Origin of the sequence: Alsobacter sp. KACC 23698 (assembly GCF_045348435.1) — a bacterium.
In the GTDB taxonomy this organism is placed as follows: domain Bacteria; phylum Pseudomonadota; class Alphaproteobacteria; order Rhizobiales; family Beijerinckiaceae; genus Alsobacter.
The window spans coordinates 2,506,821-2,528,044 of record NZ_CP157484.1; the positions used below are offsets into that span (position 1 = coordinate 2,506,821).

General features: G+C 69.8%; 25 protein-coding genes. 15 read left to right on the top strand and 10 right to left on the bottom strand.

Annotated elements, in window-relative coordinates; all coding sequences use genetic code 11:
• Nucleotides 1-185: 185 nt before the first annotated feature.
• From fabG to ABEG18_RS11660, 3 genes are all read right to left on the bottom strand, one after another.
• On the bottom strand, nt 186-923 hold the full coding sequence (gene fabG, locus ABEG18_RS11650) for a 3-oxoacyl-[acyl-carrier-protein] reductase (RefSeq protein ID WP_406858222.1): 738 nt from the start codon (nt 921-923) through the stop codon (nt 186-188).
• 50 nt (nt 924-973) lie between these two features.
• Nucleotides 974-1,921, bottom strand: coding sequence for an ACP S-malonyltransferase (fabD, locus tag ABEG18_RS11655; RefSeq protein ID WP_406858223.1), 948 nt, complete (start codon nt 1,919-1,921; stop codon nt 974-976).
• A 121-nt stretch (nt 1,922-2,042) separates the two neighbouring features.
• Nucleotides 2,043-2,435: a VOC family protein gene (locus tag ABEG18_RS11660; RefSeq protein WP_406858224.1), complete on the bottom strand. Its 393-nt coding sequence runs from the start codon at nt 2,433-2,435 to the stop codon at nt 2,043-2,045.
• 263 nt (nt 2,436-2,698) lie between these two features.
• On the opposite strand from ABEG18_RS11660, the gene rpsF reads away from it, so the two are divergent.
• From rpsF to ABEG18_RS11720, 12 genes are all read left to right on the top strand, one after another.
• On the top strand, nt 2,699-3,190 hold the full coding sequence (gene rpsF / locus ABEG18_RS11665; RefSeq protein ID WP_406858597.1) for a 30S ribosomal protein S6: 492 nt from the start codon (nt 2,699-2,701) through the stop codon (nt 3,188-3,190).
• Nucleotides 3,190-3,429: a 30S ribosomal protein S18 gene (rpsR, locus tag ABEG18_RS11670; RefSeq protein ID WP_406858225.1), complete on the top strand. Its 240-nt coding sequence runs from the start codon at nt 3,190-3,192 to the stop codon at nt 3,427-3,429. The genes rpsF and rpsR overlap by 1 nt, the downstream gene beginning before the upstream one ends.
• A 166-nt stretch (nt 3,430-3,595) precedes the next feature.
• Nucleotides 3,596-4,564 carry a DUF2232 domain-containing protein gene (locus tag ABEG18_RS11675; RefSeq protein WP_406858226.1) on the top strand — a complete coding sequence of 323 codons (969 nt, stop codon included), beginning with the start codon at nt 3,596-3,598 and terminating at the stop codon, nt 4,562-4,564.
• Between the two features lie 43 nt (nt 4,565-4,607).
• Nucleotides 4,608-5,171: a 50S ribosomal protein L9 gene (rplI, locus tag ABEG18_RS11680; RefSeq protein ID WP_406858227.1), complete on the top strand. Its 564-nt coding sequence runs from the start codon at nt 4,608-4,610 to the stop codon at nt 5,169-5,171.
• A gap of 258 nt (nt 5,172-5,429) precedes the next feature.
• Nucleotides 5,430-6,923, top strand: coding sequence for a replicative DNA helicase (locus ABEG18_RS11685; RefSeq protein WP_406858228.1), 1,494 nt, complete (start codon nt 5,430-5,432; stop codon nt 6,921-6,923).
• Nucleotides 6,920-8,047 (top strand): alanine racemase, encoded by a 1,128-nt coding sequence (gene alr / locus ABEG18_RS11690; RefSeq protein WP_406858229.1) that lies wholly within the window; start codon nt 6,920-6,922, stop codon nt 8,045-8,047. The genes ABEG18_RS11685 and alr overlap by 4 nt, the downstream gene beginning before the upstream one ends.
• Before the next feature lie 44 nt (nt 8,048-8,091).
• On the top strand, nt 8,092-8,361 hold the full coding sequence (locus ABEG18_RS11695; RefSeq protein ID WP_406858230.1) for a hypothetical protein: 270 nt from the start codon (nt 8,092-8,094) through the stop codon (nt 8,359-8,361).
• The gene (locus tag ABEG18_RS11700; protein ID WP_406858231.1) at nt 8,358-8,657 is read left to right on the top strand and encodes a type II toxin-antitoxin system RelE/ParE family toxin; all 300 of its coding nucleotides are present in this window, start codon (nt 8,358-8,360) and stop codon (nt 8,655-8,657) included. Before ABEG18_RS11695 ends, ABEG18_RS11700 begins: the two co-directional genes overlap by 4 nt.
• A gap of 8 nt (nt 8,658-8,665) precedes the next feature.
• Nucleotides 8,666-10,096 (top strand): DNA repair protein RadA, encoded by a 1,431-nt coding sequence (gene radA / locus ABEG18_RS11705; RefSeq protein WP_406858232.1) that lies wholly within the window; start codon nt 8,666-8,668, stop codon nt 10,094-10,096.
• A 74-nt stretch (nt 10,097-10,170) separates the two neighbouring features.
• A complete protein-coding gene (locus ABEG18_RS11710; RefSeq protein WP_406858598.1) occupies nt 10,171-10,884 on the top strand; it encodes a CvpA family protein in 714 nt (237 codons plus the stop codon).
• Between the two features lie 170 nt (nt 10,885-11,054).
• The gene (gene purF, locus ABEG18_RS11715) at nt 11,055-12,542 is read left to right on the top strand and encodes an amidophosphoribosyltransferase (protein WP_406858233.1); all 1,488 of its coding nucleotides are present in this window, start codon (nt 11,055-11,057) and stop codon (nt 12,540-12,542) included.
• Between the two features lie 6 nt (nt 12,543-12,548).
• A complete protein-coding gene (locus tag ABEG18_RS11720; protein WP_406858234.1) occupies nt 12,549-13,289 on the top strand; it encodes an SDR family NAD(P)-dependent oxidoreductase in 741 nt (246 codons plus the stop codon).
• An 11-nt stretch (nt 13,290-13,300) separates the two neighbouring features.
• Here the strand turns inward: ABEG18_RS11720 and ABEG18_RS11725 are convergent, their stop codons facing one another.
• From ABEG18_RS11725 to ABEG18_RS11740, 4 genes are read right to left on the bottom strand one after another with little or no spacing between them, the layout of a single operon-like run.
• Nucleotides 13,301-14,452 carry a glutathionylspermidine synthase family protein gene (locus ABEG18_RS11725; protein WP_406858235.1) on the bottom strand — a complete coding sequence of 384 codons (1,152 nt, stop codon included), beginning with the start codon at nt 14,450-14,452 and terminating at the stop codon, nt 13,301-13,303.
• A gap of 4 nt (nt 14,453-14,456) precedes the next feature.
• A complete protein-coding gene (locus ABEG18_RS11730; protein WP_406858236.1) occupies nt 14,457-14,948 on the bottom strand; it encodes a hypothetical protein in 492 nt (163 codons plus the stop codon).
• A gap of 2 nt (nt 14,949-14,950) precedes the next feature.
• Complete coding sequence (locus tag ABEG18_RS11735; protein WP_406858237.1) at nt 14,951-15,355, bottom strand: DUF350 domain-containing protein; 405 nt, start codon at nt 15,353-15,355, stop codon at nt 14,951-14,953.
• A gap of 55 nt (nt 15,356-15,410) precedes the next feature.
• Nucleotides 15,411-16,283: a VOC family protein gene (locus ABEG18_RS11740; protein WP_406858238.1), complete on the bottom strand. Its 873-nt coding sequence runs from the start codon at nt 16,281-16,283 to the stop codon at nt 15,411-15,413.
• Between the two features lie 84 nt (nt 16,284-16,367).
• Here ABEG18_RS11740 and ABEG18_RS11745 point away from each other — a divergent pair, with 84 nt between their 5' ends.
• From ABEG18_RS11745 to ABEG18_RS11755, 3 genes are all read left to right on the top strand, one after another.
• On the top strand, nt 16,368-17,060 hold the full coding sequence (locus ABEG18_RS11745) for a helix-turn-helix transcriptional regulator (RefSeq protein WP_406858239.1): 693 nt from the start codon (nt 16,368-16,370) through the stop codon (nt 17,058-17,060).
• 61 nt (nt 17,061-17,121) lie between these two features.
• Complete coding sequence (locus ABEG18_RS11750) at nt 17,122-17,496, top strand: VOC family protein (RefSeq protein ID WP_406858240.1); 375 nt, start codon at nt 17,122-17,124, stop codon at nt 17,494-17,496.
• The gene (locus ABEG18_RS11755; protein WP_406858241.1) at nt 17,493-17,951 is read left to right on the top strand and encodes an EVE domain-containing protein; all 459 of its coding nucleotides are present in this window, start codon (nt 17,493-17,495) and stop codon (nt 17,949-17,951) included. Before ABEG18_RS11750 ends, ABEG18_RS11755 begins: the two co-directional genes overlap by 4 nt.
• Here the strand turns inward: ABEG18_RS11755 and ABEG18_RS11760 are convergent.
• From ABEG18_RS11760 to tpiA, 3 genes are all read right to left on the bottom strand, one after another.
• Nucleotides 17,914-19,542 (bottom strand): CTP synthase, encoded by a 1,629-nt coding sequence (locus tag ABEG18_RS11760; protein ID WP_406858242.1) that lies wholly within the window; start codon nt 19,540-19,542, stop codon nt 17,914-17,916. The genes ABEG18_RS11755 and ABEG18_RS11760 overlap by 38 nt on opposite strands.
• Nucleotides 19,543-19,715: 173 nt before the next feature.
• Entirely contained in the window at nt 19,716-20,123 is a 408-nt protein-coding gene (gene secG, locus ABEG18_RS11765; protein ID WP_406858243.1) for a preprotein translocase subunit SecG, read from the bottom strand.
• A 194-nt stretch (nt 20,124-20,317) separates the two neighbouring features.
• Nucleotides 20,318-21,082 (bottom strand): triose-phosphate isomerase, encoded by a 765-nt coding sequence (gene tpiA / locus ABEG18_RS11770; RefSeq protein WP_406858244.1) that lies wholly within the window; start codon nt 21,080-21,082, stop codon nt 20,318-20,320.
• Nucleotides 21,083-21,224 lie beyond the last annotated feature (142 nt).

A 21,224-nucleotide genomic window follows, 5' to 3' on the forward strand; every position in this document is an offset into this window, starting at 1 on the left:
GCGGGGGTCGTGCCCGGGCCGCCAACCGTGAACGATCGCCGTAACCCGTCTCATCCCTCAAACGCCGCAGCGGACGGCGCCGTCAAGCCCCCCAATGGACGTGAGGGCTGAGTAACATACTTTATTTTCCTTGGCGAGAGGGCCGGGAACTTCGTCCACAAGGCGAAAATCACCTTGCAGTTTATTCAAATCATTGCCATTCCGCCGTTGACGTGGAGCGTCTGCCCCGTCACGTAGGACGCCTCCGGGCTGGCCAGGTACACCACCGCCGAGGCGATCTCCGCACCCGTCCCGAGCCGCCCCATGGGCACGGTGGAGAGGATCGATTCCTTCTGCTTGTCCGTCAGCACGTCGGTCATCGCCGTCTCGATGAAGCCCGGCGCCACGCAGTTGACGGTGATGTTGCGGCTGGCCACTTCGGCCCCGAGCGACTTGGACAGCCCGACGAGCCCCGCCTTGGAGGCGGCGTAGTTGCCCTGCCCCGGATTGCCGGTCGTCCCCACCACGGAGGTGATCGAGACGATCCGTCCCCAGCGCCGGCGCATCATGCCCTTCACGGCCGCGCGCATCAGCCTGAACGACGCTTCGAGATTGACCCGGATCACCTGGTCCCACTCGTCGTCCTTCATGCGCATGAAAAGATTGTCGCGCGTCACGCCGGCGTTGTTGACCAGGATGTCGAGCTGGCCCATCGCGGCCTCCGCGGCGGGCACCAGGGCCTCGACCGAATCCTTGTCCGACAGGTTGGCGGTGAGGATATGGACGCGCTCGCCCAGTTCGCCCGCCAGCGCCTCCAGGGCCTCCCTGCGGGTGCCGGAGATCGCGACCGTCGCGCCCTGGGCGTGCAGCGCGCGGGCGACGGCGCCGCCGATTCCTCCCGACGCGCCGGTGACCAGCGCGGACTTGCCGGTGAGATCGAACATGGATCACTCCCCTGTCGGGCCGCGGCCCTTTGTTACAATGGCGGCGAGGCTCAGCCGCGCGGCCGGGCCTTGAAGGCGGCGACGTCGTCCGGCGTCCCGATCGCGACGCCTTCGGCGCCCTCCGCGATGCGCCGAACGAGGCCCGTCAGCACCTTGCCGGCGCCGACCTCATAGAACGTCGTGACGCCATGCGAGGCCATGAAGGCGACGCATTCGCGCCAGCGCACCGTGCCGGTGACCTGCGCCACCAGCGATGCGCGGATCATCTCCGGCTGCTGGATGGCCGCCGCATGCACGTTGGCCACCACGGGCACGACCGGCGCCTTGATGTCGATGGCGGCCAGGGCTTCCTGCATGGCGTCGGCCGCGGGCTGCATCAGCGCGCAGTGGAAGGGCGCCGACACCGGCAGCATCAGGGCGCGGCGGGCCCCCTTGGCCTTGGCGATCTCGCAGGCGCGCTCCACCGCCGCCCGCGAGCCGGAGACGACCACCTGCCCGCCGCCATTGTCGTTGGCGGCCTGGCAGACCTCGCCCTGGGCGGCTTCGGCGGCCGCCGCCGCGGCGGCCTCGAATTCGAGGCCGAGCAGCGCCGCCATGGCGCCCTCGCCGGCCGGCACGGCCTTCTGCATGGCGTCGCCGCGGATGCGCAGCAGCCGCGCCGCGTCGCCGATCGTGAACGCGCCGGCGGCGCACAGCGCCGAATACTCGCCCAGCGAATGCCCGGCCACATAGGCGGCGTCGCGCGCGAGATCGAGGCCGGCCTCGGCCTCCAGCACGCGCAGCGCCGCCAGGCTCACCGCCATGAGGGCGGGCTGGGCGTTGGCCGTGAGGGTGAGGTCGGCCTCCGGCCCCTCCCACATCAGCGCCGAGAGCTTCTGCGACAGCGCCGCGTCCACCTCGTCGAACACGGCCCTGGCCTGCGGGAAGGCCTCTGCGAGCGCCTTGCCCATGCCGACGGCCTGGCTGCCCTGTCCCGGGAAGGTGAAAGCGGCGGTCATCGATGCGTCTCCTCGGGCGCCTTGAATCGTGGCGCCGAAAGGCACGCGCCGGCGCGGGCTGTCAAGGGCGGCCGCGGCCGCCAGTGGCCCTGCGCCCGATTCCGGGCCCTCCCCGACCCCTCTACGGGTCCCCGAGATGGCACACGGCCTCGACGCGGTTGCCGTCGGGGTCCGCCAGGAACGCGGCGTAGTAGGAGGGATGGTATTGCGTCCGCAAGCCGGGAGGGCCGTCGTCGGAGCCGCCCGCCCCGAGGCCAGCCGCCCAGAACGCGTCGACCGCGGCGCGGCTCGGGGCCTTGAAGCACCAGTGCCGGCCATGAGCCGGCTCGGGCTCCGGTCCGGGCTTGATGGCGAGGTAGGTGAGGCCCGGGTGGTCCGCGTCGCAACGCTGGCCGTAGCCCAGCCAGACATCCGACGCGCCGACCTTGGCGACGCCGAGCGCCGTCATCACGGCGTCGTAGAACCGTTCGGCGCGGCGCAGGTCCGAAACGGTGATGGAGACATGGTCCAGCATGGGAGACAGCGAGGGTTGGCGGCGGGACGCCCCAGCATAACGCATCCTTTCGCCGCGGCGCCCCCTTGCTTCCGCCCGACGCTGGCTGTACACAGCGCGCTTCGCAGCTTCCGGCCGGGGGCTGAACGGAAGGGCTTGCGCGCGCGCAGCCAGGGGTTCGGCCCCGCCTTCCCGTGTTCCCGCCTTCGGTATACCCACTCGGGCCTTTCGTGGCCCGAAGGGCTTCGCGCCGGAAGCGCCCGATGAAGAAAGGCCAAGAGCTTATGCCTCTTTATGAGCATGTGTACCTTGCGCGTCAGGACGTGACCGCGCAGCAGGTCGAGACCATGACGGAACAGTTCAAGTCCGTACTCGAGGGTCTCGGCGGCACGCTCGACAAGGTCGAGTACTGGGGCGTCAAGTCCCTCGCCTACCGGATCAAGAAGAACCGCAAGGCGCATTTCTCGCTGCTCAACATCAACGCTCCCGCGGCCGCCGTGGCCGAGATGGAGCGTCAGATGAGCATCAACGAGGACATCCTCCGCTTCATGACCATCCGCGTCGAGGAGCTCGAGGAAGGTCCCTCGGCCATGATGCAGAAGCGTGACCGCGACGACCGCGACGACCGTGGCGACCGCGGCTTCGGCGGACGCGGCGGCGGCTTCGGCGGCCGTGGCGGCGACCGCTTCGGCGGTGGCGGCGGACGTCCGGGCGGCCCGCCCCGCGGCGATCGCCCGCGCCGTGAGGATGCCCCTGCGACCGAGGAGACTGTCTGATGTCCGCCGCTGGACCCCGTCGCCCCTTCTTCCGCCGTCGGAAGACCTGCCCGTTCTCCGGCCCGAACGCGCCGAAGATCGACTACAAGGACACGCGTCTGCTGTCGCGCTACATCTCCGAGCGCGGCAAGATCGTTCCGTCCCGCATCACGGCCGTGTCGGCCAAGAAGCAGCGCGAGCTCGCCCAGGCGATCAAGCGCGCCCGCTTCCTGGGCCTGCTGCCCTACGTGATCGCCTGATCGTCATCGCCTGGCGCCCTCCGGCAGGGCGCAGCCAAGATCCGACGCCGACCTTCGGGCCGGCGTCGCCGCCTGATCCAGTCGCCCGGCGCGAATCCATCGCGACGGGTTGGTTGGGGAGCCCTCTCCCCTAACCCGTCCACGAGACGCGGGACAGCTCGACGACATGAAGACCATCCTCGGCATCGGCGCCGGCGCAGGCCTTGCCTCCGCCCTTCTGTTCGCGGTCATCACGACCGGGAACCCGCTCGCCGTGCTCCTCTATTTCGTGTCCCCCTTGCCCGTGCTCCTGGCGGCGCTCGGCTGGAACCACCGCGCCGGCCTCGCCGCGGCGGCCGCCGGCGCAGTGCTGGTCGGGCTGCTGTTCTCCCTGAAGGGAGGCGCCGCCTACGCCCTCACGGTGGCGCTGCCGGCCTGGTGGTACGCCTATCTGACGCTCCTCGCCCGCGCCGAGGACGGCCCTCCCGAGTGGTTCCCCATCGGCCGCGTGCTGTTCTGGATGGTGCTGGTCTCGTCCGCCATCACCCTCGCCGTGTCGATCTCCATCGGCGGGGGCGACTACAAGGCCTTCGGTCACGCCTTCGAGCGCATCATCGGCGTCCTGCGCCAGATCGGCTCGGACATGGACGAGCTGCCGGCCGAGACGCGCGGCATGTCCGTTCCCGAGCTGGCGCGCCTCATGGCGGTCGTCGCCCCGCCGGTCAGCGCCGCGATCGGGGTCGGCTCCGCCGCGCTGCTGCTGTGGATCGCGGCCCGCATCGTGCGCGCCTCCGGTCGGCTGCCGCGACCGTGGCCCTTCATTCCCGCCGTCGCCCTGCCCAATGTCGCCCTGATGCTGCTCGGGGCCTCGGCGGTTCTGGGCGTCCTGCTGCACGGCTTCGCCGGACTGGGCGCCCGCTCGCTCGCGGCGTCGCTGGCCATGGCCTACTGCCTGCAGGGTCTGGCCGTGATCCACGTGCTGACCCAGGGCGTGGCCGGCCGCGTCGGCATCCTCAGCGCCGTCTACGTCGCCTTCGTCATGCTGCCCGGCTGGCCGGCCCTGCTCTACGCCCTGCTGGGCGTCGCCGACGCCGTGCTGGGCATCCGGGCCCGGCGCTTCGCCAAGAACCCGCCGCCCGCGCCCACTTCCACCTGATCCCCAAGCGAACCCTCAAGCGAACCTTCAAAGGAGAACCACCATGCAGATCATCCTGCTCGAACGCGTCGCCAAGCTCGGCCAGATGGGCGAAGTCGTCCGCGTCAAGGACGGCTACGCCCGCAACTACCTGCTGCCCCGCGGCAAGGCGCTGCGCGCCACCGCCGGCAACAAGGAGCGCTTCGAGACGCAGCGCGCCCAGCTCGAGGCCCGCAACCTGGAGCTGCGCTCCGAGGCTTCGGCCGTGGGCGAGAAGCTCGACGGCCAGAGCTTCACCATCATCCGCTCGGCCGGCGAGATGGGCCAGCTCTACGGCTCCGTCGCGGCCCGCGACCTCGCCGAGATCCTGACCGCCGGCGGCTTCACAGTGGGCAAGCAGCAGATCGCGCTCAACACGCCGATCAAGGCCATCGGCCTGCACAAGGTGCCGGTGCACCTGCATCCGGAGGTCGAGGTGACGGTGACGATCAACGTCGCCCGCAGCCCCGAGGAAGCCGAGCGCCAGGCGCGCGGCGAGAGCGTCCTGCAGGGCCGCGAGGAGAACAACCTCGACGACCTCGGCCTGGAGATCGGCGCCGCCCTGGCCGAGTCCGGCGAGGACATGTAAGCCTCGGCGCACTGCGCCCGCGAACAAGGAGCCCGGCCGGCGACGGCCGGGCTTTTTGCGTCCGGGGCCGGCGGCGCGACTCACTGAAGCAATCCGGCAACAGCCAAGGCCGGCCCGGCGCGGACGACAACAAACCCTCCGCACCTGTGAATCGCCGGGCTATGTCTTTTCGGACACTCCACCCGGCCATGCCGGCGTGCGAAACCAAGCTGCGGCGGGCGGTGGTAAGCTCCCGCCCTCTCGGAACAGCGAATCACCATGGCTTCAGCGTCTCAGCTCGCGGTCCGGCCCCTTCCGGAGCCTGCGGCCCCCTACCGGACTCCGCCCCACAACATCGAGGCCGAGCAGGCCCTCCTCGGCGCCATCCTGGTCAACAACGAGGCCTTCTTCCGCGTCTCGGACTTCCTGGAGGCCGTACATTTCTCCGAGGAGGTGCACCGGCGCATCTACGAGGTGACGCAGTCGCTGATCCGCTCCGGCAAGGTGGCGACCCCGATCACGCTCAAGACCTTCGTGGGCGACCAGGATCTCGGCGGCATGACGGTGTCGCAATATCTCGGCCGGCTGGCGGCCGAGGCGACGACGGTCATCAACGCCGAGGATTACGGCCGGGCGATCTACGATCTCGCCATGCGGCGCAACCTGATCCTCATCGGCGAGGACATGGTCAACGTCGCCTATGACGCGGCCGTGGACGAGCCGCCGCGCAAGCAGATCGAGGAGGCGGAGCGCCGGCTCTACGAGCTCGCCGAATCGGGCCAGACCGAGGGCGGCTTCCAGAACTTCTCCAACTCGCTGCGCAGCGCCATCGACATGGCCGCCGAGGCGTTCAAGCGCGACCGCAAGCTGTCGGGCATCTCGACGGGCATCAGCGACCTCGACCGCATGATGGGCGGCCTGCAGCAGTCGGACCTGATCATCCTCGCCGGACGCCCCGGCATGGGCAAGACGTCGCTCGCCACCAACATCGCTTTCAACGTGGCGAAGGACTATCGCGGCGAGCGCCAGCCCGACGGGCACATGAAGCGCATCGACGGCGGCATCGTCGGCTTCTTCTCGCTGGAAATGTCGGCCGACCAGCTCGCCACCCGCCTCATCGCCGAGGAATCGGGCGTGGCGTCCTACAAGATCCGCCGCGGCGAGATCTCCGAGCAGGATTTCGCGCGCGTGGCCAACGCGGCGCGCGAGATGGAGCGCTGCCCCTTCTACATCGACGACACCGGCGGCATCTCGATCGCGCAGCTCACGGCCCGCGCGCGTCGCCTGAAGCGCCAGAAGGGGCTCGATCTCTTGGTGGTCGACTATCTCCAGCTGCTCTCCGCCTCCGCCAAGAAGGGCGAGAACCGCGTGCAGGAGCTCACCGAGATCACCACCGGCCTGAAGGCGCTGGCCAAGGAGCTCGTGGTCCCGATCATCGCGCTGTCGCAGCTCTCCCGACAGGTCGAGAACCGCGACGACAAGCGGCCGCAGCTCTCCGACCTGCGCGAATCGGGCTCGATCGAGCAGGACGCGGACGTCGTGATCTTCGTCTATCGTGAGGAGTACTACCTGAAGAACAAGGAGCCCAAGATGGGCACCGAGGAGCACTTCAAGTGGCAGGCCGAGATGGAGCAGGTGCACGGGCGCGCCGAGGTGATCATCGGCAAGCAGCGTCACGGCCCGACCGGCACCGTGCCGGTGCACTTCGAAGCCGAGATCACGCGCTTCTCCAACCTGGCGAGCGAGGATCACCTGCCCGAGCGGATGGAATGACCAGGGACCCGGCCGCGTCCGGCCCGGCGCCGAGCGAAGCCGGCGGCGTGCTCACCATCGACCTCGGCGCGCTGGTCGCCAACTGGCGGCTGCTCGCCGCCCGGGCGCCCGGCGCGGAGTGCGCGGCGGTCGTGAAGGCGGACGCCTACGGGACCGGGATCGAGGCCGCCGTCCCGGCGCTGGCGCGGGCCGGATGCCGGACCTTCTTCGTCGCCCACATCGCCGAGGGCCGGCGCGCCCGCGCCGCCGCTCCGCAGGCCGACATCTACGTCCTGAACGGGCTTCCTCCGGGGTCCGGCCCGGCCTTTGCGGCCGAGCGGCTGCGCCCGGTGCTGGGCAGCGCCGAGGAGATCGCCGAATGGGCGGCCTTCACCCGGGCCGAGGGGCTCGACCTGAAGGCGGCGCTTCACGTCGACACCGGCATGAACCGCCTCGGCCTCGCCGTCGCGGACGCCGTCGCGATGGGCGAAAGGGGCCTCGAGGGCTGCCCGGTCGGCCTCGTGATGACGCATCTCGTCAGCGCCGAGGAGCCGGACAATCCCCTCAACGCGCGCCAGATCGCCGCCTTCGCGGCCGTGCGGGAGGCGTTCCCGTCATTGCCCGGAAGCCTCGCCAATTCGTCCGGCGCGTTCCTGGGCGAGGCCGCCCGGCACGACCTGATTCGCCCCGGCTATGCGCTGTACGGCGGCAACCCGCAGCCGGGACGCCCCAACCCGATGCGGCCCGTGATCGGCCTCGAAGGCCGGATCGTGCAGGTCCGCTGGGTCGAGGCCGGCGACACCGTCGGCTACAACGCCCAATGGACGGCTCAAGGCCGCCGGCGCGTGGCCGTGACGTCGGTGGGCTACGCCGACGGCTTTCCCCGCGCGGCGTCGTCGGCGGACGACCGCGCCGGCGCGGACGCCATCGTGGGCGGCGCGCGCTGCCCCTTCGCCGGTCGCGTGTCCATGGACCTGATCGCCATCGACGTCACGGACGCGCCGCCTGGCGTCGGCCGGGGCGACCCGGTCTCGCTCTTGAACCCCGCGATCACGGTCGACGACGTCGCCGCCCGCGCCGGAGCGAGCGGCTACGAGATCCTGACCTCGCTGGGCCGTCGCTACGCCCGGCGCTATCTGGACTGACGGACGGTGTGCTATCCTGCCGATAGACGCATTGGACCTCTGTGATGCTCGAACTCGACGCCGAAGCCGACGAGATCCTGAACCGCCTGGCCGAGACCGGGCGCTACGGCGACCGGCGTGACGTCGTCCGCGCGGCCTTGATGCTGTTGGAGGCTCGCCAGGAGGACGCCCGGTGGCAGGCCTTCAAACGCGAGCGTCAGATCGAACGCAGTCTCAAGGATGTCGCCGAAGGCCGGTTCGAAGACGCCGAAGCCGTGTTCACGAGGCTGATGCGATCGGTGAAGGCGAAGATCGCTACGGACGCCGCTGAGTGAGGGTGGTTTTCAGTCCTCTGGCGATCGAGGATCTGGAAGACATCACCGCCTATATCAGCCAGTTCAACCCCAGGGCGGCACACTTGCTCCTCATCGCGCTGAGCGAGCGCTGCCTGAGCCTCAGCCGCCAGCCCAACCGCGGCCGGCTTCTCCAGACATCGTCCGGCCAGGCCTATCGCCGCTTGCTCGAAGGCGGCTACTCCATTCTGTATCAGGTCCAACCCGATCGGATCGTGATCTGCCACGTCGTCCGGTCTTCGTCGGACTACCGTGACGTCCTCGACATCATCGACTAGACACGCCCATGGCCAAACGCACCCTCACCTACGCCTGCCAGTCCTGCGGCGCGGTCTACGGCCGCTGGCAGGGCCGCTGCGACGCCTGCGGCGGATGGAACACCATCGCCGAGGAGGCCGCCGCGGCGCCGTTGCCCGGCGGCGCGCCGGTCCCCCGGGGCCTGCGCGGCAAGGGCCGGGTGTTCCAGCTGGAGGGCCTCACCGGCAGCGAACCGGAGGCGCCGCGCATCGCCTCGGGCATCGCCGAACTCGACAGGGTGACGGGCGGCGGCTTCGTCAAGGGCTCGGTGATCCTGCTCGGCGGCGATCCCGGCATCGGCAAATCGACCTTGCTGATGCAGGCCTGCGCGGCGCTGAGCAACAAGGGCCACCGGGTCGTCTACATCTCGGGCGAGGAAGCGGTCGGCCAGGTCCGGCTGCGGGCCGAGCGGCTCGGGCTCAGCGGCGCGCCGGTGGAGCTCGCCTCCGAGACCAGCGTGGAGGACATCGTCACGACCCTCTCGCAGGGTCAGCCGCCCCGGCTGGTGATCATCGATTCGATCCAGACGATGTGGACGGAGGCGGTGGAGGCCGCGCCCGGCACCGTCACGCAGGTGCGCGGCTCCGCGCAGCTCCTCATCCGCTACGCCAAGACCAGCGGCGCGGCGCTGATCCTGGTCGGTCATGTGACGAAGGACGGCCAAATCGCCGGCCCGCGCGTCGTCGAGCACATGGTGGACGCCGTGGCGTCCTTCGAGGGCGACGGAGCGCATCACTTCCGCATCCTGAGGGCGGTCAAGAACCGCTTCGGCCCCACCGACGAGATCGGCGTCTTCGAGATGACCGGGCTCGGGCTTTCGGAGGTGACCAACCCGTCCGCGCTGTTCCTGGCCGGGCGCGACACGGCCTCGCCCGGCACGGCCGTCTTCGCCGGGATGGAGGGCACCCGGCCGCTGCTGGTGGAGTTCCAGGCGCTCGTGGCTCCCACTTCGCTGGGCACGCCCCGCCGCGCCGTGGTCGGCTGGGACCAGAGCCGCCTGTCGATGGTGATCGCCGTGCTGGAGGCGCATGCAGGCCTGAAGCTCGGCCAGCACGACGTCTATCTGAACGTCGCGGGCGGCATGCGAATCAACGAGCCCGCCGCGGACCTCGCGGCCGCCGCCGCCCTGGTGTCCTCCCTGGCCCAGGCGCCGCTGTCGCCCGAGCGCGTCTATATGGGTGAGATCGGCCTGACGGGCGCGCTGCGCCCGGTGAGCCAGGCCGCCACGCGGCTGAAGGAAGCGGCCAAACTGGGCTTCACCTCCGCGATGATGCCCCGCGCCGGCCTGGAAAGCGCGGGAAAGCCCTCGATCCGCGTCGAGTCGGCCGCCGACGTCGCCGATCTGGTGGCCGGCATCGCGGCCCAGGGAGCCGGAAAGCGCGGCGCAAAGCGTCCGGGATACGTACCGGAAGACGCGTGACGCTGGGAGGCGGTCCCGTTATAAGACCTTCACCGCGTCGGCCTTTGAAAAATCCCCGGACTTCCATGAACCAGCTGCCCGTCACCCCGCTCGACCTCGTAGTCCTGGGCGTGGTCATCGTCTCCGCGCTCCTGGCGGCGGTTCGCGGTTTCACCCGGGAGGTCCTGGCCATCGCGTCCTGGATCGCGGCCGCGGCGGCCGCCTATGCGCTTCACCCGCTGGTCCTGCCCTACGCCAAGGAATACATCCCGAACGCCCAGCTCGCGCTGGCGGCCTCGATCGCGTCGGTGTTCCTGTTCACGCTGGTGCTGGTCTCCTTCGTGACGGTCAAGATCTCCGACCTGATCCTGGACTCCAAAATCGGCGCGCTCGACCGCACGCTCGGCTTCCTCTTCGGCGCCGGCCGCGGGCTCCTGATCGCCGTGATCGCGTTCGTGTTCTTCGACAAGCTCGTGGGCGACAAGGCGCAGCCGGACTGGATCCGCAACGCCAAGCTGCGCCCCGTCCTCAAGGACTCCGGCGACTACATCGTCAGCCTGCTTCCCGAGGACCCCGAGGGCTACCTGCAGAAACTGCGCAACAAGAACAAGAACCTGGGCGATCCGAGCGAACCGCCGGCCGCGCCGGGACAACCCGCGGCGCCCCCCGCCCCCGCCCCGAGCGCAACGCCGCCCGGACAGAAACGGACGGAGACGGACACGCCGCCCTCGTATAAGAAGACGCAGCAGCAAGGGCTGCAGCAGCTGATCGAGACGGCCGCCAATCCGGCGCCGAAGTCGACGCGCTAGATGCATTCCCGGGCGAAGATCACCATCTTCGCCGAGAGCGAATGCCCTAGGGATGCTCGCGGGAGGCGGGCGCGCGACCCGACGGCGTCGGGCCGCATCGTGTTTGGGCCATGCATCTCTTCCGCGCTGCGGCCTCCGCATGCGCGGTTCTTGCTTTGACGAGGACAGCGATGACCGACCGCAACGGCATGCACTCCCCAGCTGGCGACCTCATCTTCGATCCGGAGGCGGACCGGCTCCACGAGGAATGCGGCGTCTTCGGAATCTACGGCCATCCGGACGCGGCGGCGATCACGGCGCTGGGGCTCCACGCCTTGCAGCATCGCGGGCAGGAAGCTGCGGGCATCGTCTCCTTCGACGGCAAGCGCTTCCACTCCGAGCGCGCCCTTGGCCTCGTCGGCGACACCTTCTCCGACCTCGCCACGATCGAGCGCCTGCAAGGCGCGAACGCGATCGGCCATGTGCGCTACGCCACCACGGGCGCGACCATCCTGCGCAATGTCCAGCCGCTCTTCGCCGAGCTGGAGAGCGGCGGCTTCGCGGTCGCCCACAACGGCAACCTCACCAACGGCCTGACGCTGCGCCGCCAGCTCGTGCGCGACGGCGCGATCTGCCAGTCGACCTCCGACACGGAGGTGATCCTGCATCTGGTCGCGCGCAGCCGCAAACGCCGCTTCATGGACCGGTTCATCGACGCGCTGGCTCAGATCGAGGGCGCCTATTCGCTCGTGGCCATGACCAACAAGAAGCTGATCGGCGCCCGCGACCCGCTCGGCATCCGCCCGCTGGTGCTGGGCGACCTCGACGGCCGCCCGATCTTCGCCTCCGAGACCTGCGCGCTCGACATCATCGGGGCGAAGTTCGTCCGCGACGTCGAGAACGGCGAGATCATCGTGGCGTCCGAGGACGGCATCGAATCGATCAAGCCCTTCAAGCCGGTGCCGGCCCGCCCCTGCATCTTCGAGTACATCTATTTCTCGCGGCCGGACTCCATCGTGCACGGCCGCTCCGTCTACGACGTGCGCAAGCGCATGGGCGCGGAGCTCGCCTCCGAATCGCCCATCGACGCCGACGTCGTGATCCCGGTGCCGGATTCCGGCGTTCCGGCGGCGCTGGGCTTCGCCCAGGCGGCGGGCATCCCGTATGAGCTCGGCATCATCCGCAATCACTATGTGGGCCGCACCTTCATCCAGCCCACGCAGTCCGTCCGCGAACTCGGCGTCCGGCTGAAGCACTCCGCCAACCGCTCGGTGGTGGCCGGCAAGCGCATCGTGCTCATCGACGACAGCATCGTGCGCGGCACCACCTCGGTGAAGATCGTCCAGATGATGCGCGACGCCGGCGCCAAGGAGGTGCATTTCCGCATCTCCAGCCCGCCGATCACCCATCCCGACTATTACGGCATCGACACGCCGGAGCGCGACAAGCTGCTCGCCGCCACGCATACGCTGGAGGAGATGCGGGCCTATATCGGCTGCGACTCGCTGGCCTTCCTGTCGGTGGACGGCATCTACCGCGCCATGGGCGAGGCGCGCCGCAACGACGCCTGCCCGCAATTCACCGATCACTGCTTCACGGGCGAATACCCGACCCCCATCACCGACCTCGTCGGCGAGGGTCCGAAGCAGCAGCTCTCGATGCTCGCCGAAGTCGGATAAGGGTCCATGTCCAAGCCACTCGCAAACCGCATCGCGCTGGTGACCGGCGCGTCGCGCGGGATCGGCCGCGCCGCCGCGCTGGCCTTCGCCCAGGCCGGCGCCCATGTGGTCGCCGTGGCCCGCACGCAGGGCGCCCTGGAGGAGCTCGACGACGAGATCCGCGCGCTGGGCGCCACGGCCACGCTCGTCCCCGTCGACATCAAGGATTTCGACGCGCTCGACCGGCTCGGCGGGGCGCTGCATGAGCGCTGGGGCAGGCTCGACGTGTTCCTGGGCAACGCCGGCGTGCTCGGTCCGCTGACGCCGCTCGGCCATGTGGCCCCGAAGGACTGGGACAACGTGATGGCCGTGAACGTCACGGCCAACTGGCGCCTTCTGCGCTCCCTGGACCCGCTGCTGCGCGCCTCGGACGCCGGCCGGGCCATGCTGATCTCCTCAGGCGCCTCGTGGAAGCGCACCGCCTATTGGGGGCCCTACTCGGTCTCCAAGGCGGCCGTCGACGCGCTGGGCTGCACCTACGCGGCCGAGACGGCCACGACCCCCATCAAGGTCATGCTGGTCAATCCGGGCCCTCTGCGCACCCGCATGCGCGAGACCGCGATGCCGGGCGAGGACCCGATGTCCCTCAGGACGCCGGACGACCTCGCGCCCCATCTCGTCGCCATCGCGTCCCCGTCCTGGACCGAAACCGGCAAGCTCTTCGATTTCCCGACCGAGTCGGTGAAGGAGTTCCAGTTTCCGGCGTGAGCGCCGGGACTTCAGGGCTCTATGTAGTGGGGCACGAAGCGGGCCGTGTCGCGCGTGACCGGCTCGTCGCTCTCGCGGACGGAGAGCCCCGCCGGCTCGTCGCCCACGATCCAGGATCCCAGCACCACGTGGACGCGGTTGAAGCGGGTCCCCGCCAGCGCCTGGCGAACGAAACCGTCCGCGCCATAAGGGCCATCTTCTCTGGCCAGCGTCTTGCCGCGCTCGACCAGGGTTACGTTTGCGCCCTCGCGTGAGAACAACGGCTTGCGCGCATAGCTCACGACTGAGGGCGGCGCTTCATCGTCGAACCAGCATGGCAGCAGATTGGGATGGTTCGGGAACATCTCCCAGAGCAGCGCAAGCATGCCCTTGTTGGACAGAATCGCCTTCCACGGCGGCTCGACCATGCGCAGGCCCGAGCCGGAGAGGCGGAGGCCGAACGGTTCGGCCAGCAGCCACTCCCACGGGTAGAGCTTGAAGAGCCGCGCGATGCGACGGTCCTGCATGTCCACGAAGGCGCCATCATCGGTGAGACCGATCTGTTCGATGCCGACGAAACTGGTCTGCACGCCGGCTTGCGCGGCGCAGTTGCGGAGGTATTCGACGGTCGCGACATCCTCCTCGACCGCCGACATGCAGGCGAAGTGAAGCAGGCCGCCGCCGGAAACGGACGGCCATCGCGCGATCAGCCGGTCATGGAGCGCGTTGAATTGGTCGCTGCCGTGGGGGAGTTTTCCGGCCGCAAGGAGATCCTCCAACCAGCGCCACTGGAAACAGGCGGTTTCATAGGCGGATGTCGGCGTGTCGGCGTTGTATTCCAGCAGCTTGGCCGGGCTCCGTGCGTCATAGGCGAGATCGAAACGGCCATACAGCGATGGGTCCGCTCGGGACCAGCTATCGGCGATCAGCGGCCATGCCCATTCGGGAATGCGCAAGCGACGCAGCGAACGCTCGTCCCGAACGACCCTCGCCACCAGTTCCAGACACATCGCGTGGAGTTCGCCGCTGGGAGCCTCAAGGTCGTCCTCGATCTCACGCAGGGTGAAGCCGTAGCATACGGTCTCGGTCCAGTACGGCGCGTCTGGGGCCGTGTGGAACACGAAGCCTTCCTGCTCGGCGAGCGCGCGCCAGTCCGGTCGCTCCCAGCTCCTGATGCGCCGCATGGGATCAGGCTCCGCCGTGGAAACCGGAACCCATGACGCCGAAGCCGCCGCGCGTGGGCGACGAGACGCCGTATCCATGGCCCCCACCGGCTCCGCCGCCCGCATGACCGCCGCGATCAGAACTGCGCGCCAGACACAGGCGCGCCATCGGAAGCCGCTCGCCCGATGCTGAGAACGCCCCACCGTCGCCGGCGATCCAACGCTTGGGCGAGCCGCCTTGCGGCGACCCGAACGTCACGGCCGAGACGACGGCGCCGTCCCCAGACGTGAACTGCTCCTCACACAATGACGCAACGATCCCGGATGCGATGCACTGGTCGACAGAGCGGACAATCCGATCCGTCCCGCAATAGTGCTCTGGGATGAGCCGATAGGCGCCGAACGCGGTCGCGCTGGCGCTCGTGAAGGCGATCAGCCAAACATGGCCCGATCGCTTCTGCTTGCGAGGTGGATCCGGCGGAGGCTTGAGCTTGCCGAAGATGGGGTTGTCGCTCACCGTCAGGGCGCCATGCAGGCCGCGTTGACGACGCCGCCGACCAGCGAAACGGAGCCGAGCCAGACCGCGGAGGCCATCTCGCCGGCCGCAATGCGACGGCTCACGTCGGGGATGGGAAGGCGCGCCAGGAAGTAGACGAGCACCTGCACGACCAGCGCGATCAGCCCCCAGATGATGCAGTCGAGCACGGAGGCTGCGTGCACGATGGCGCTGGAGAGCGGCAGGGCGAAGCCCAGCATGCTCATGCCCAGCGATACCGCCGCGGCCGCGTTGCCTTCGCGAATGAGATCGAACTCGTCGTGGGCTGTTGCGCGGGTATAGGCGTAGCCGAACGCGCAAACGAGCGCCGCGGACGTCAGTGCATAGACGACGAAGGGCGGTAGGCCTTGAAGATAGAGCGGCAGCACGACGGCACTCCAGGAGTCCCGACACTACGCAGAACTTCAGAGTGAAGCTAGAGCGTCACGGTTGCGTGCTTCGCTGCCTGAACGCGACGATCGTGCCGAACGCCGTCTCGGGCGGGAGCACGATCCCCTCCCCGACGACCAAATGCGGGAGCCCGGCGGCGCGCACGCGCGCGGCGATCGCGTCTAGGCTGCGGACCGCCACCGTGAAGCCGACGAGCCGGGCCGGCGCCTCCGGCAGCGTCACGCCGGTGTGGAACGCCAGGGCCGCGCCCGTCATCACCTCGATACGCCCGCGCGGCAGGGGAACGACGATCCCGGACGAGGTCGAGACGAGGTCGTGCTCGCCGGTGAAGTGGTGCAGGAACTCGGCGTGCGCGGCGGGGTTCTCCGCCACCATGGTCACGGCGTCGACGCCGAGCGCGCCGTTGGGGTGGGCCTGGAAGGCCGGGTTCCAGAAATTCTGCGGCTCGTGCTGCTGGCAGACGAAGAAGCCGGCCTCGGGCGCGAGCCTGTCCTCCGCGAAGGCGAGGCTGAAGGCGACCCGGGCGCTCGATCCGTCCGGGCGCTTGGCCTCGCGCTCAAAGAAGAACGGCTCAAAGCCGCCGATCCCGGACTGCGCGAAGGCGGCGCGGTCGGCCTCGGCGTCCCGCGCCTCCAGCACCAGCATGGCCAGGCCCTCCCCCCGCGCGAGGCTGTCGCGCACGAAGGCTCCGAACGAGAACCGCCCCGGCCCATGCGGCGTGATGGCGGCGCCCTCCCCCACGCCGATCAGCTCCAGGAACACGCCCGGAAACTGGACGATCCGGTTCTCCGTGCCCCAGGGGTGGCGGTTGCGGGCCCCGACCGTAAAGCCGAGCGCCTCGTAGAAGCGCCCGGCCGCGTCGAGGTCGTGGACGGCGAGGACGAGATGATCGAGGCCGCGGGGCATGGGAGGACTTCTCTTGAAGGGCTCGGACGGGCATCTTACCGGCCGCGCCGCCCAATCCCAATCCTCCCGTCAGGTCCAGCCGCCGTGTCCCGCGCCGAACGTCTGCTCGACCTCCTCCAGGCGCTCCGCCGGCGTCGCTATCCGGCGGCCGGGGCCGAGCTTGCGGCGGAGCTCGGCGTGAGCCTGCGCACGCTGTATCGCGACATCGCCAGCCTGCGCGCCCAGGGGGCTCCGATCGAGGGCGAGGCGGGCGTCGGCTTCGTCCTGCGCCACGGCTTCCTGCTGCCGCCTCTGATGTTCACCCCCGAGGAGCTGGAGGCGCTGGCGCTGGGCGCGCGCTGGGCGGCGGACAGGGGCGACCAGCGCCTGCGCGGCGCCGCGCTCGATGCGCTGGCGAAAATCGGGTCCGTCTTGCCGCGGGAGCTCGCCGACGAGCTCGACGGCTCGCGCCTGCTGGTCGGACCGTCGGGCGCGGCCGAACCCAGCGGCGATTTCGATCCCGCCCTCGTGCGCGACGCCCTCCGACGCCAGTCCAAGCTGCGCATCGCCTATCGGGACAAGGCCGAAGCCGCGACGAGCCGGACGGTGTGGCCTCTGGCCGTCGGCTATTTCGACAGGGCGCAGGTGCTGGTGGCCTGGTGCGAGCTGCGCGAGGACTTCCGCTGCTTTCGCCTCGACCGCATCGCCAGCGTCGAGGCGCTCACGGACCGCTACTCCAGCCCGCGAAAAGCGTTGTTGCGCCAATGGCGCGAGCGCGAAGGCATCGTGGAGGCCTGACTGCTGACGGAAACTGTCAGCAGAGCCGGGCGAGAAGGACGGGTCAGCAAGGAGACCCGCCATGACCGCCCCCAACTTCGTCCTCCTCTATGTCGCCGACGTCCCGGCGAGCGCAGCCTTCTACGGCCGACTGCTCGGCGCACAGCCCGCCGAGGCGTCCCCGACCTTCGCGATGTTCGCCCTGCCCTGCGGGCTGATGCTGGGCCTGTGGAGCCGGACCGGCGTGGAGCCGCGCCCGACCGGCGCGCCGGGCCATGCCGAACTCGCCTGCGCGCTCGAAGACGACGCCGCGGTCGGGCGGATCCACGGCGAGTGGGTCGCCGAGGGCGTCCCGGTGCTGCAGGCGCCGACGCGCATGGATTTCGGCTTCACCTGCGTGGCCGCCGACCCGGACGGGCATCGCTTTCGCGTCTTCGCGCCGGGCGGCGCGTCATGAGCCGGTTCTGGATCGGGGTCGCGTCGGCCGAGCATGTGCGTCGCGGCAGCGCCGGCGGCTTCATGCAGCTTTGCCACGGCAAAGCAGCGCCGCTGCGCCGCATCGCTCCGGGAGACGGCGTCGTCTACTACTCGCCGTCCGAAGCCTTCGGGGCGCGTGACGGATATAGCTCCCTCACGGCGGTCGGATGGGTGCGGGCCGGCGACGCCTATGACGTGGACTGTGGAAACGGCTTTCGCCCGCATCGCAGGGACGTGGACTGGTGGGACGCCCGCGAGACGCCCATCCGGCCTCTGCTCGACGCGCTCGACTTCACCCGCGGCCAGCGAAACTGGGGCTACCGGCTCCGTTTCGGGGTGTTCGAGATCAGCGAGCGCGACTACCGGACCATCACCGAGGCGATGGGGGCGGCCGGCCTCACACCAGCCGGCTCTGCTCCACCGCCGCCGCGATGAAGCTCTTGAAGAGCGGATGAGGCTCGAACGGGCGGGATTTCAGCTCGGGGTGATACTGCACCCCGACGAACCAGGGATGGTCCGGGATCTCGACGGTCTCGGGCAGCAGCCCGTCCGGCGACACGCCCGCAAAGCGCATGCCTTCGCTCTCCAGGCGGTCGCGGTAGCCCATGTTCACTTCGTAGCGATGGCGGTGGCGCTCGGAGATCTCCGTGTCGCCGTAGATCTCGGCGATGCGGCTGCCCTCCGCCAGGCGCGCCTTGAAGGCGCCGAGACGCATGGTGCCGCCGAGGTCGCCGCCGGCGGCGCGGATCTCCAACTCGTTGCCGCGCATCCACTCCGTCATGAGGCCCACGACCGGCTCCGCGCAGGGGCCGAACTCCGTCGAATTGGCGTCCTTGACGCCCGCCAGGGTGCGGGCGGCCTCGATCACGGCCATCTGCATGCCAAAGCAGATGCCGAAATACGGCACCTTGCGCTCGCGCGCGAAGCCGGCCGCGCGGATCTTGCCTTCCGCCCCGCGATGGCCGAAGCCGCCCGGCACCAGGATGCCGTGGACATGCTCGAGGAACGGCGTCGGATCCTCGCTCTCGAACACCTCGGACTCGATCCAGTCGAGCTTCACCTTCACCCGGTTGGCGATGCCGCCATGGGCCAGCGCCTCGATGAGCGACTTGTAGGCGTCCTTCATGCCCGTGTACTTGCCCACCACCGCGATGGTGACCTCGCCCTCCGGGTTGGCGATGCTCTCCGTCACGGAGGCCCAGCGCGCCAGATTGGGCTTGGGCGCGGGCTCGATGCCGAACGCGGCCAGCACTTCCGCGTCGAGGCCGGCCTCGTGATAGGCCGCCGGCACGGCGTAGATCGAGGAGACGTCGCGCGCCTCGATCACGGCGCTCTCGCGCACATTGCAGAAGAGGCCCAGCTTGCGGCGCTCCTCGCGCGGGATCTCCCGGTCGGTGCGGCAGAGCAGGATGTCGGGCTGGATGCCGATGGAGCGCAGCTCCTTGACGGAGTGCTGGGTCGGCTTGGTCTTCAGCTCGCCGGCGCTCGGGATGAAGGGCAGAAGCGTCAGGTGCACATAGACGGCGTGGCCGCGCGGCAGGTCGTTGCCGAGCTGGCGGATCGCCTCGAAGAACGGCAGGCCCTCGATGTCGCCCACCGTGCCGCCGATCTCCACGAGGACGAAGTCGACGCCCTCGTTGCCGGTGAGCACGAATTCCTTGATGGCGTTGGTGACGTGCGGGATCACCTGCACGGTGCCGCCCAGATAGTCGCCGCGGCGCTCCTTGGCGATGATGTCCTGGTAGATTCGCCCCGTCGTGATGTTGTCCGCCTTGGAGGCGGGCCGGCCGGTGAAGCGCTCGTAATGGCCGAGGTCGAGGTCCGTCTCGGCCCCGTCGTCGGTGACGAAGACCTCGCCGTGCTGGTACGGGCTCATCGTGCCCGGGTCGACGTTGAGATAGGGATCCAGCTTGCGCAGGCGGACGGAGTAGCCGCGAGCCTGCAGGAGTGCGCCCAGGGCTGCGGAAGCCAGGCCCTTCCCCAGGGAAGAAACCACGCCGCCGGTGATGAAGACATAGCGAGCCATGGGGGTTTCCAAATACTCCTTCGCCGCCGATTCGCGAAACACATCGCCGCCTCGGGCAGGCTCTCCACAGGTTTCGGCCCATCGGCGCGCCGCCGCCCCGGCCGGTCGTTCGACGGCGCCGGTGCGGGCGCCACAAAGAGAGAGGGCCGGTCGCCCGGCCCTCGTCGCGTCTCTTACTGGGCGGGCGCCGGGGCCGGGGCCCCAGGGGCCGGAGCCGCGGGCGCCGCCGGAGCCTGCTGGTTCTGCAGGCGGTTGAGCTGGTCGAGGACGCCGCCGGACGGCGCCTGCGCCGGGGCCGCCGGGGCGCCCGCCGCGGGGGCGTTCTGGTCCAGGATCGATTTGGGAGCGCGGTTCGCGCCGGCCATGATCGCCAGGATCAGGCTGGTGGCGAAGAACACGGCGCCGAGAACGGCCGTGGCGCGGGTGAGCGCGTTGGCCTGCCCGCGTCCGGTCATGAAGCCGGAGACGCCGCCGCCGCCCGAGAGGCCGCCGAGCGCGCCGCCCTCGGAACGCTGGAGAAGGATCACGCCCACGAGAGCGAGCACCACGATCAGGTGGACGACGATCAGAACCTGCTGCATGGGTCCTTCCGGGACTGCCGAGACGGGGGCCGGCGCGTCCCGTCGAAACAGAGCGCGCCAAGCCGAAACGCCGGGGTCATCGACTTCGAGGCGAAGGCGGTCCCGGCTGAACTCACGGGCGGCGTTTAGCACAGCCCCGCCCGGGTGCAAAGATGGGAACGGCGCCGCCCGCCTTCAATCGGCGGCTCGCGTGCTCAGCGATACGCCGCCGCAATGCCCATGAAGTCGGCCGCCTTCAGGCTGGCCCCTCCCACGAGCGCGCCGTCCACGTCGGGCACGGCCATCAGTTCGGCGGCGTTGGAGGGCTTGACCGATCCGCCATACAGGATGCGCACCTGCGGGGCCTGCTCGTCGCCGACGATGCCGCGCAGCTCGGCGCGGATCATGGCGTGGACCTCCTCGACGTCCTTCGCCGTCGGAGTGACGCCGGTGCCGATCGCCCAGACCGGCTCGTAGGCCACGACCAGGATGGCGGCCGTCGCGCCTTCGGGAATGGAGCCGCGCAGCTGGCGCTTCACGATGTCCAGCGTCTTTCCGGCTTCGCGCTCGTCCTTGGTTTCGCCGACGCACAGGATGGCGGTCAGGCCGGCCCGCCAGGCCGCCTCGGCCTTGGCCCTCACGTCGGCGTCGGTCTCGCGGTGATCCGTGCGGCGCTCGGAATGCCCGACGATCACATGGGTCGCGCCCAGGTCCGCCAGCATCTCGGCCGAGACGTCGCCCGTGTGGGCGCCATTCGGCTTGGCGTGGCAGTCCTGGCCGCCAATCGCGATCTGCGCGCCGACAGCCGCCGCCGCCATGGCGACCAGCGTCGCCGGCGGGCAGACCAGGAGGTCGACCTTGCGCGTCAGGGCCTCGTCATACTGCGCCGCCATGGCGGAGAGCTCGCCCAGCGACGCCTTGAGGCCGTTCATCTTCCAATTGCCGGCCACGAGGGGTCGCGGGCGCGCTGACGCGGTCATTTCACTCTCCCGAACTGATCAGCGCCGGATAGCAGATGCCGGGCGAAGTCGAAAGCGCCTAGAAAGCGCCGGGAAACCGTGCGACGCCACGTTGCGGCGCGGGGATCGCGTCCATATGATGCGCCGCCTTTCGGCCGGGGCT

Coding starts and splice junctions, on each gene's coding strand:
- ABEG18_RS11760 (WP_406858242.1), bottom strand. CDS start 19,542: ATGGCTCGCTATGTCTTCATCACCGGCGGCGTGGTTTCTTCCCTGGGG.
- secG (WP_406858243.1), bottom strand. CDS start 20,123: ATGCAGCAGGTTCTGATCGTCGTCCACCTGATCGTGGTGCTCGCTCTC.
- purF (WP_406858233.1), top strand. CDS start 11,055: ATGACCGACCGCAACGGCATGCACTCCCCAGCTGGCGACCTCATCTTC.
- rpsR (WP_406858225.1), top strand. CDS start 3,190: ATGTCCGCCGCTGGACCCCGTCGCCCCTTCTTCCGCCGTCGGAAGACC.
- ABEG18_RS11725 (WP_406858235.1), bottom strand. CDS start 14,452: ATGCGGCGCATCAGGAGCTGGGAGCGACCGGACTGGCGCGCGCTCGCC.
- fabG (WP_406858222.1), bottom strand. CDS start 923: ATGTTCGATCTCACCGGCAAGTCCGCGCTGGTCACCGGCGCGTCGGGA.
- rpsF (WP_406858597.1), top strand. CDS start 2,699: ATGCCTCTTTATGAGCATGTGTACCTTGCGCGTCAGGACGTGACCGCG.
- rplI (WP_406858227.1), top strand. CDS start 4,608: ATGCAGATCATCCTGCTCGAACGCGTCGCCAAGCTCGGCCAGATGGGC.
- alr (WP_406858229.1), top strand. CDS start 6,920: ATGACCAGGGACCCGGCCGCGTCCGGCCCGGCGCCGAGCGAAGCCGGC.
- ABEG18_RS11720 (WP_406858234.1), top strand. CDS start 12,549: ATGTCCAAGCCACTCGCAAACCGCATCGCGCTGGTGACCGGCGCGTCG.
- tpiA (WP_406858244.1), bottom strand. CDS start 21,082: ATGACCGCGTCAGCGCGCCCGCGACCCCTCGTGGCCGGCAATTGGAAG.
- ABEG18_RS11755 (WP_406858241.1), top strand. CDS start 17,493: ATGAGCCGGTTCTGGATCGGGGTCGCGTCGGCCGAGCATGTGCGTCGC.
- ABEG18_RS11695 (WP_406858230.1), top strand. CDS start 8,092: ATGCTCGAACTCGACGCCGAAGCCGACGAGATCCTGAACCGCCTGGCC.
- ABEG18_RS11740 (WP_406858238.1), bottom strand. CDS start 16,283: ATGCCCCGCGGCCTCGATCATCTCGTCCTCGCCGTCCACGACCTCGAC.
- ABEG18_RS11750 (WP_406858240.1), top strand. CDS start 17,122: ATGACCGCCCCCAACTTCGTCCTCCTCTATGTCGCCGACGTCCCGGCG.
- fabD (WP_406858223.1), bottom strand. CDS start 1,921: ATGACCGCCGCTTTCACCTTCCCGGGACAGGGCAGCCAGGCCGTCGGC.
- radA (WP_406858232.1), top strand. CDS start 8,666: ATGGCCAAACGCACCCTCACCTACGCCTGCCAGTCCTGCGGCGCGGTC.
- ABEG18_RS11675 (WP_406858226.1), top strand. CDS start 3,596: ATGAAGACCATCCTCGGCATCGGCGCCGGCGCAGGCCTTGCCTCCGCC.
- ABEG18_RS11660 (WP_406858224.1), bottom strand. CDS start 2,435: ATGCTGGACCATGTCTCCATCACCGTTTCGGACCTGCGCCGCGCCGAA.
- ABEG18_RS11685 (WP_406858228.1), top strand. CDS start 5,430: ATGGCTTCAGCGTCTCAGCTCGCGGTCCGGCCCCTTCCGGAGCCTGCG.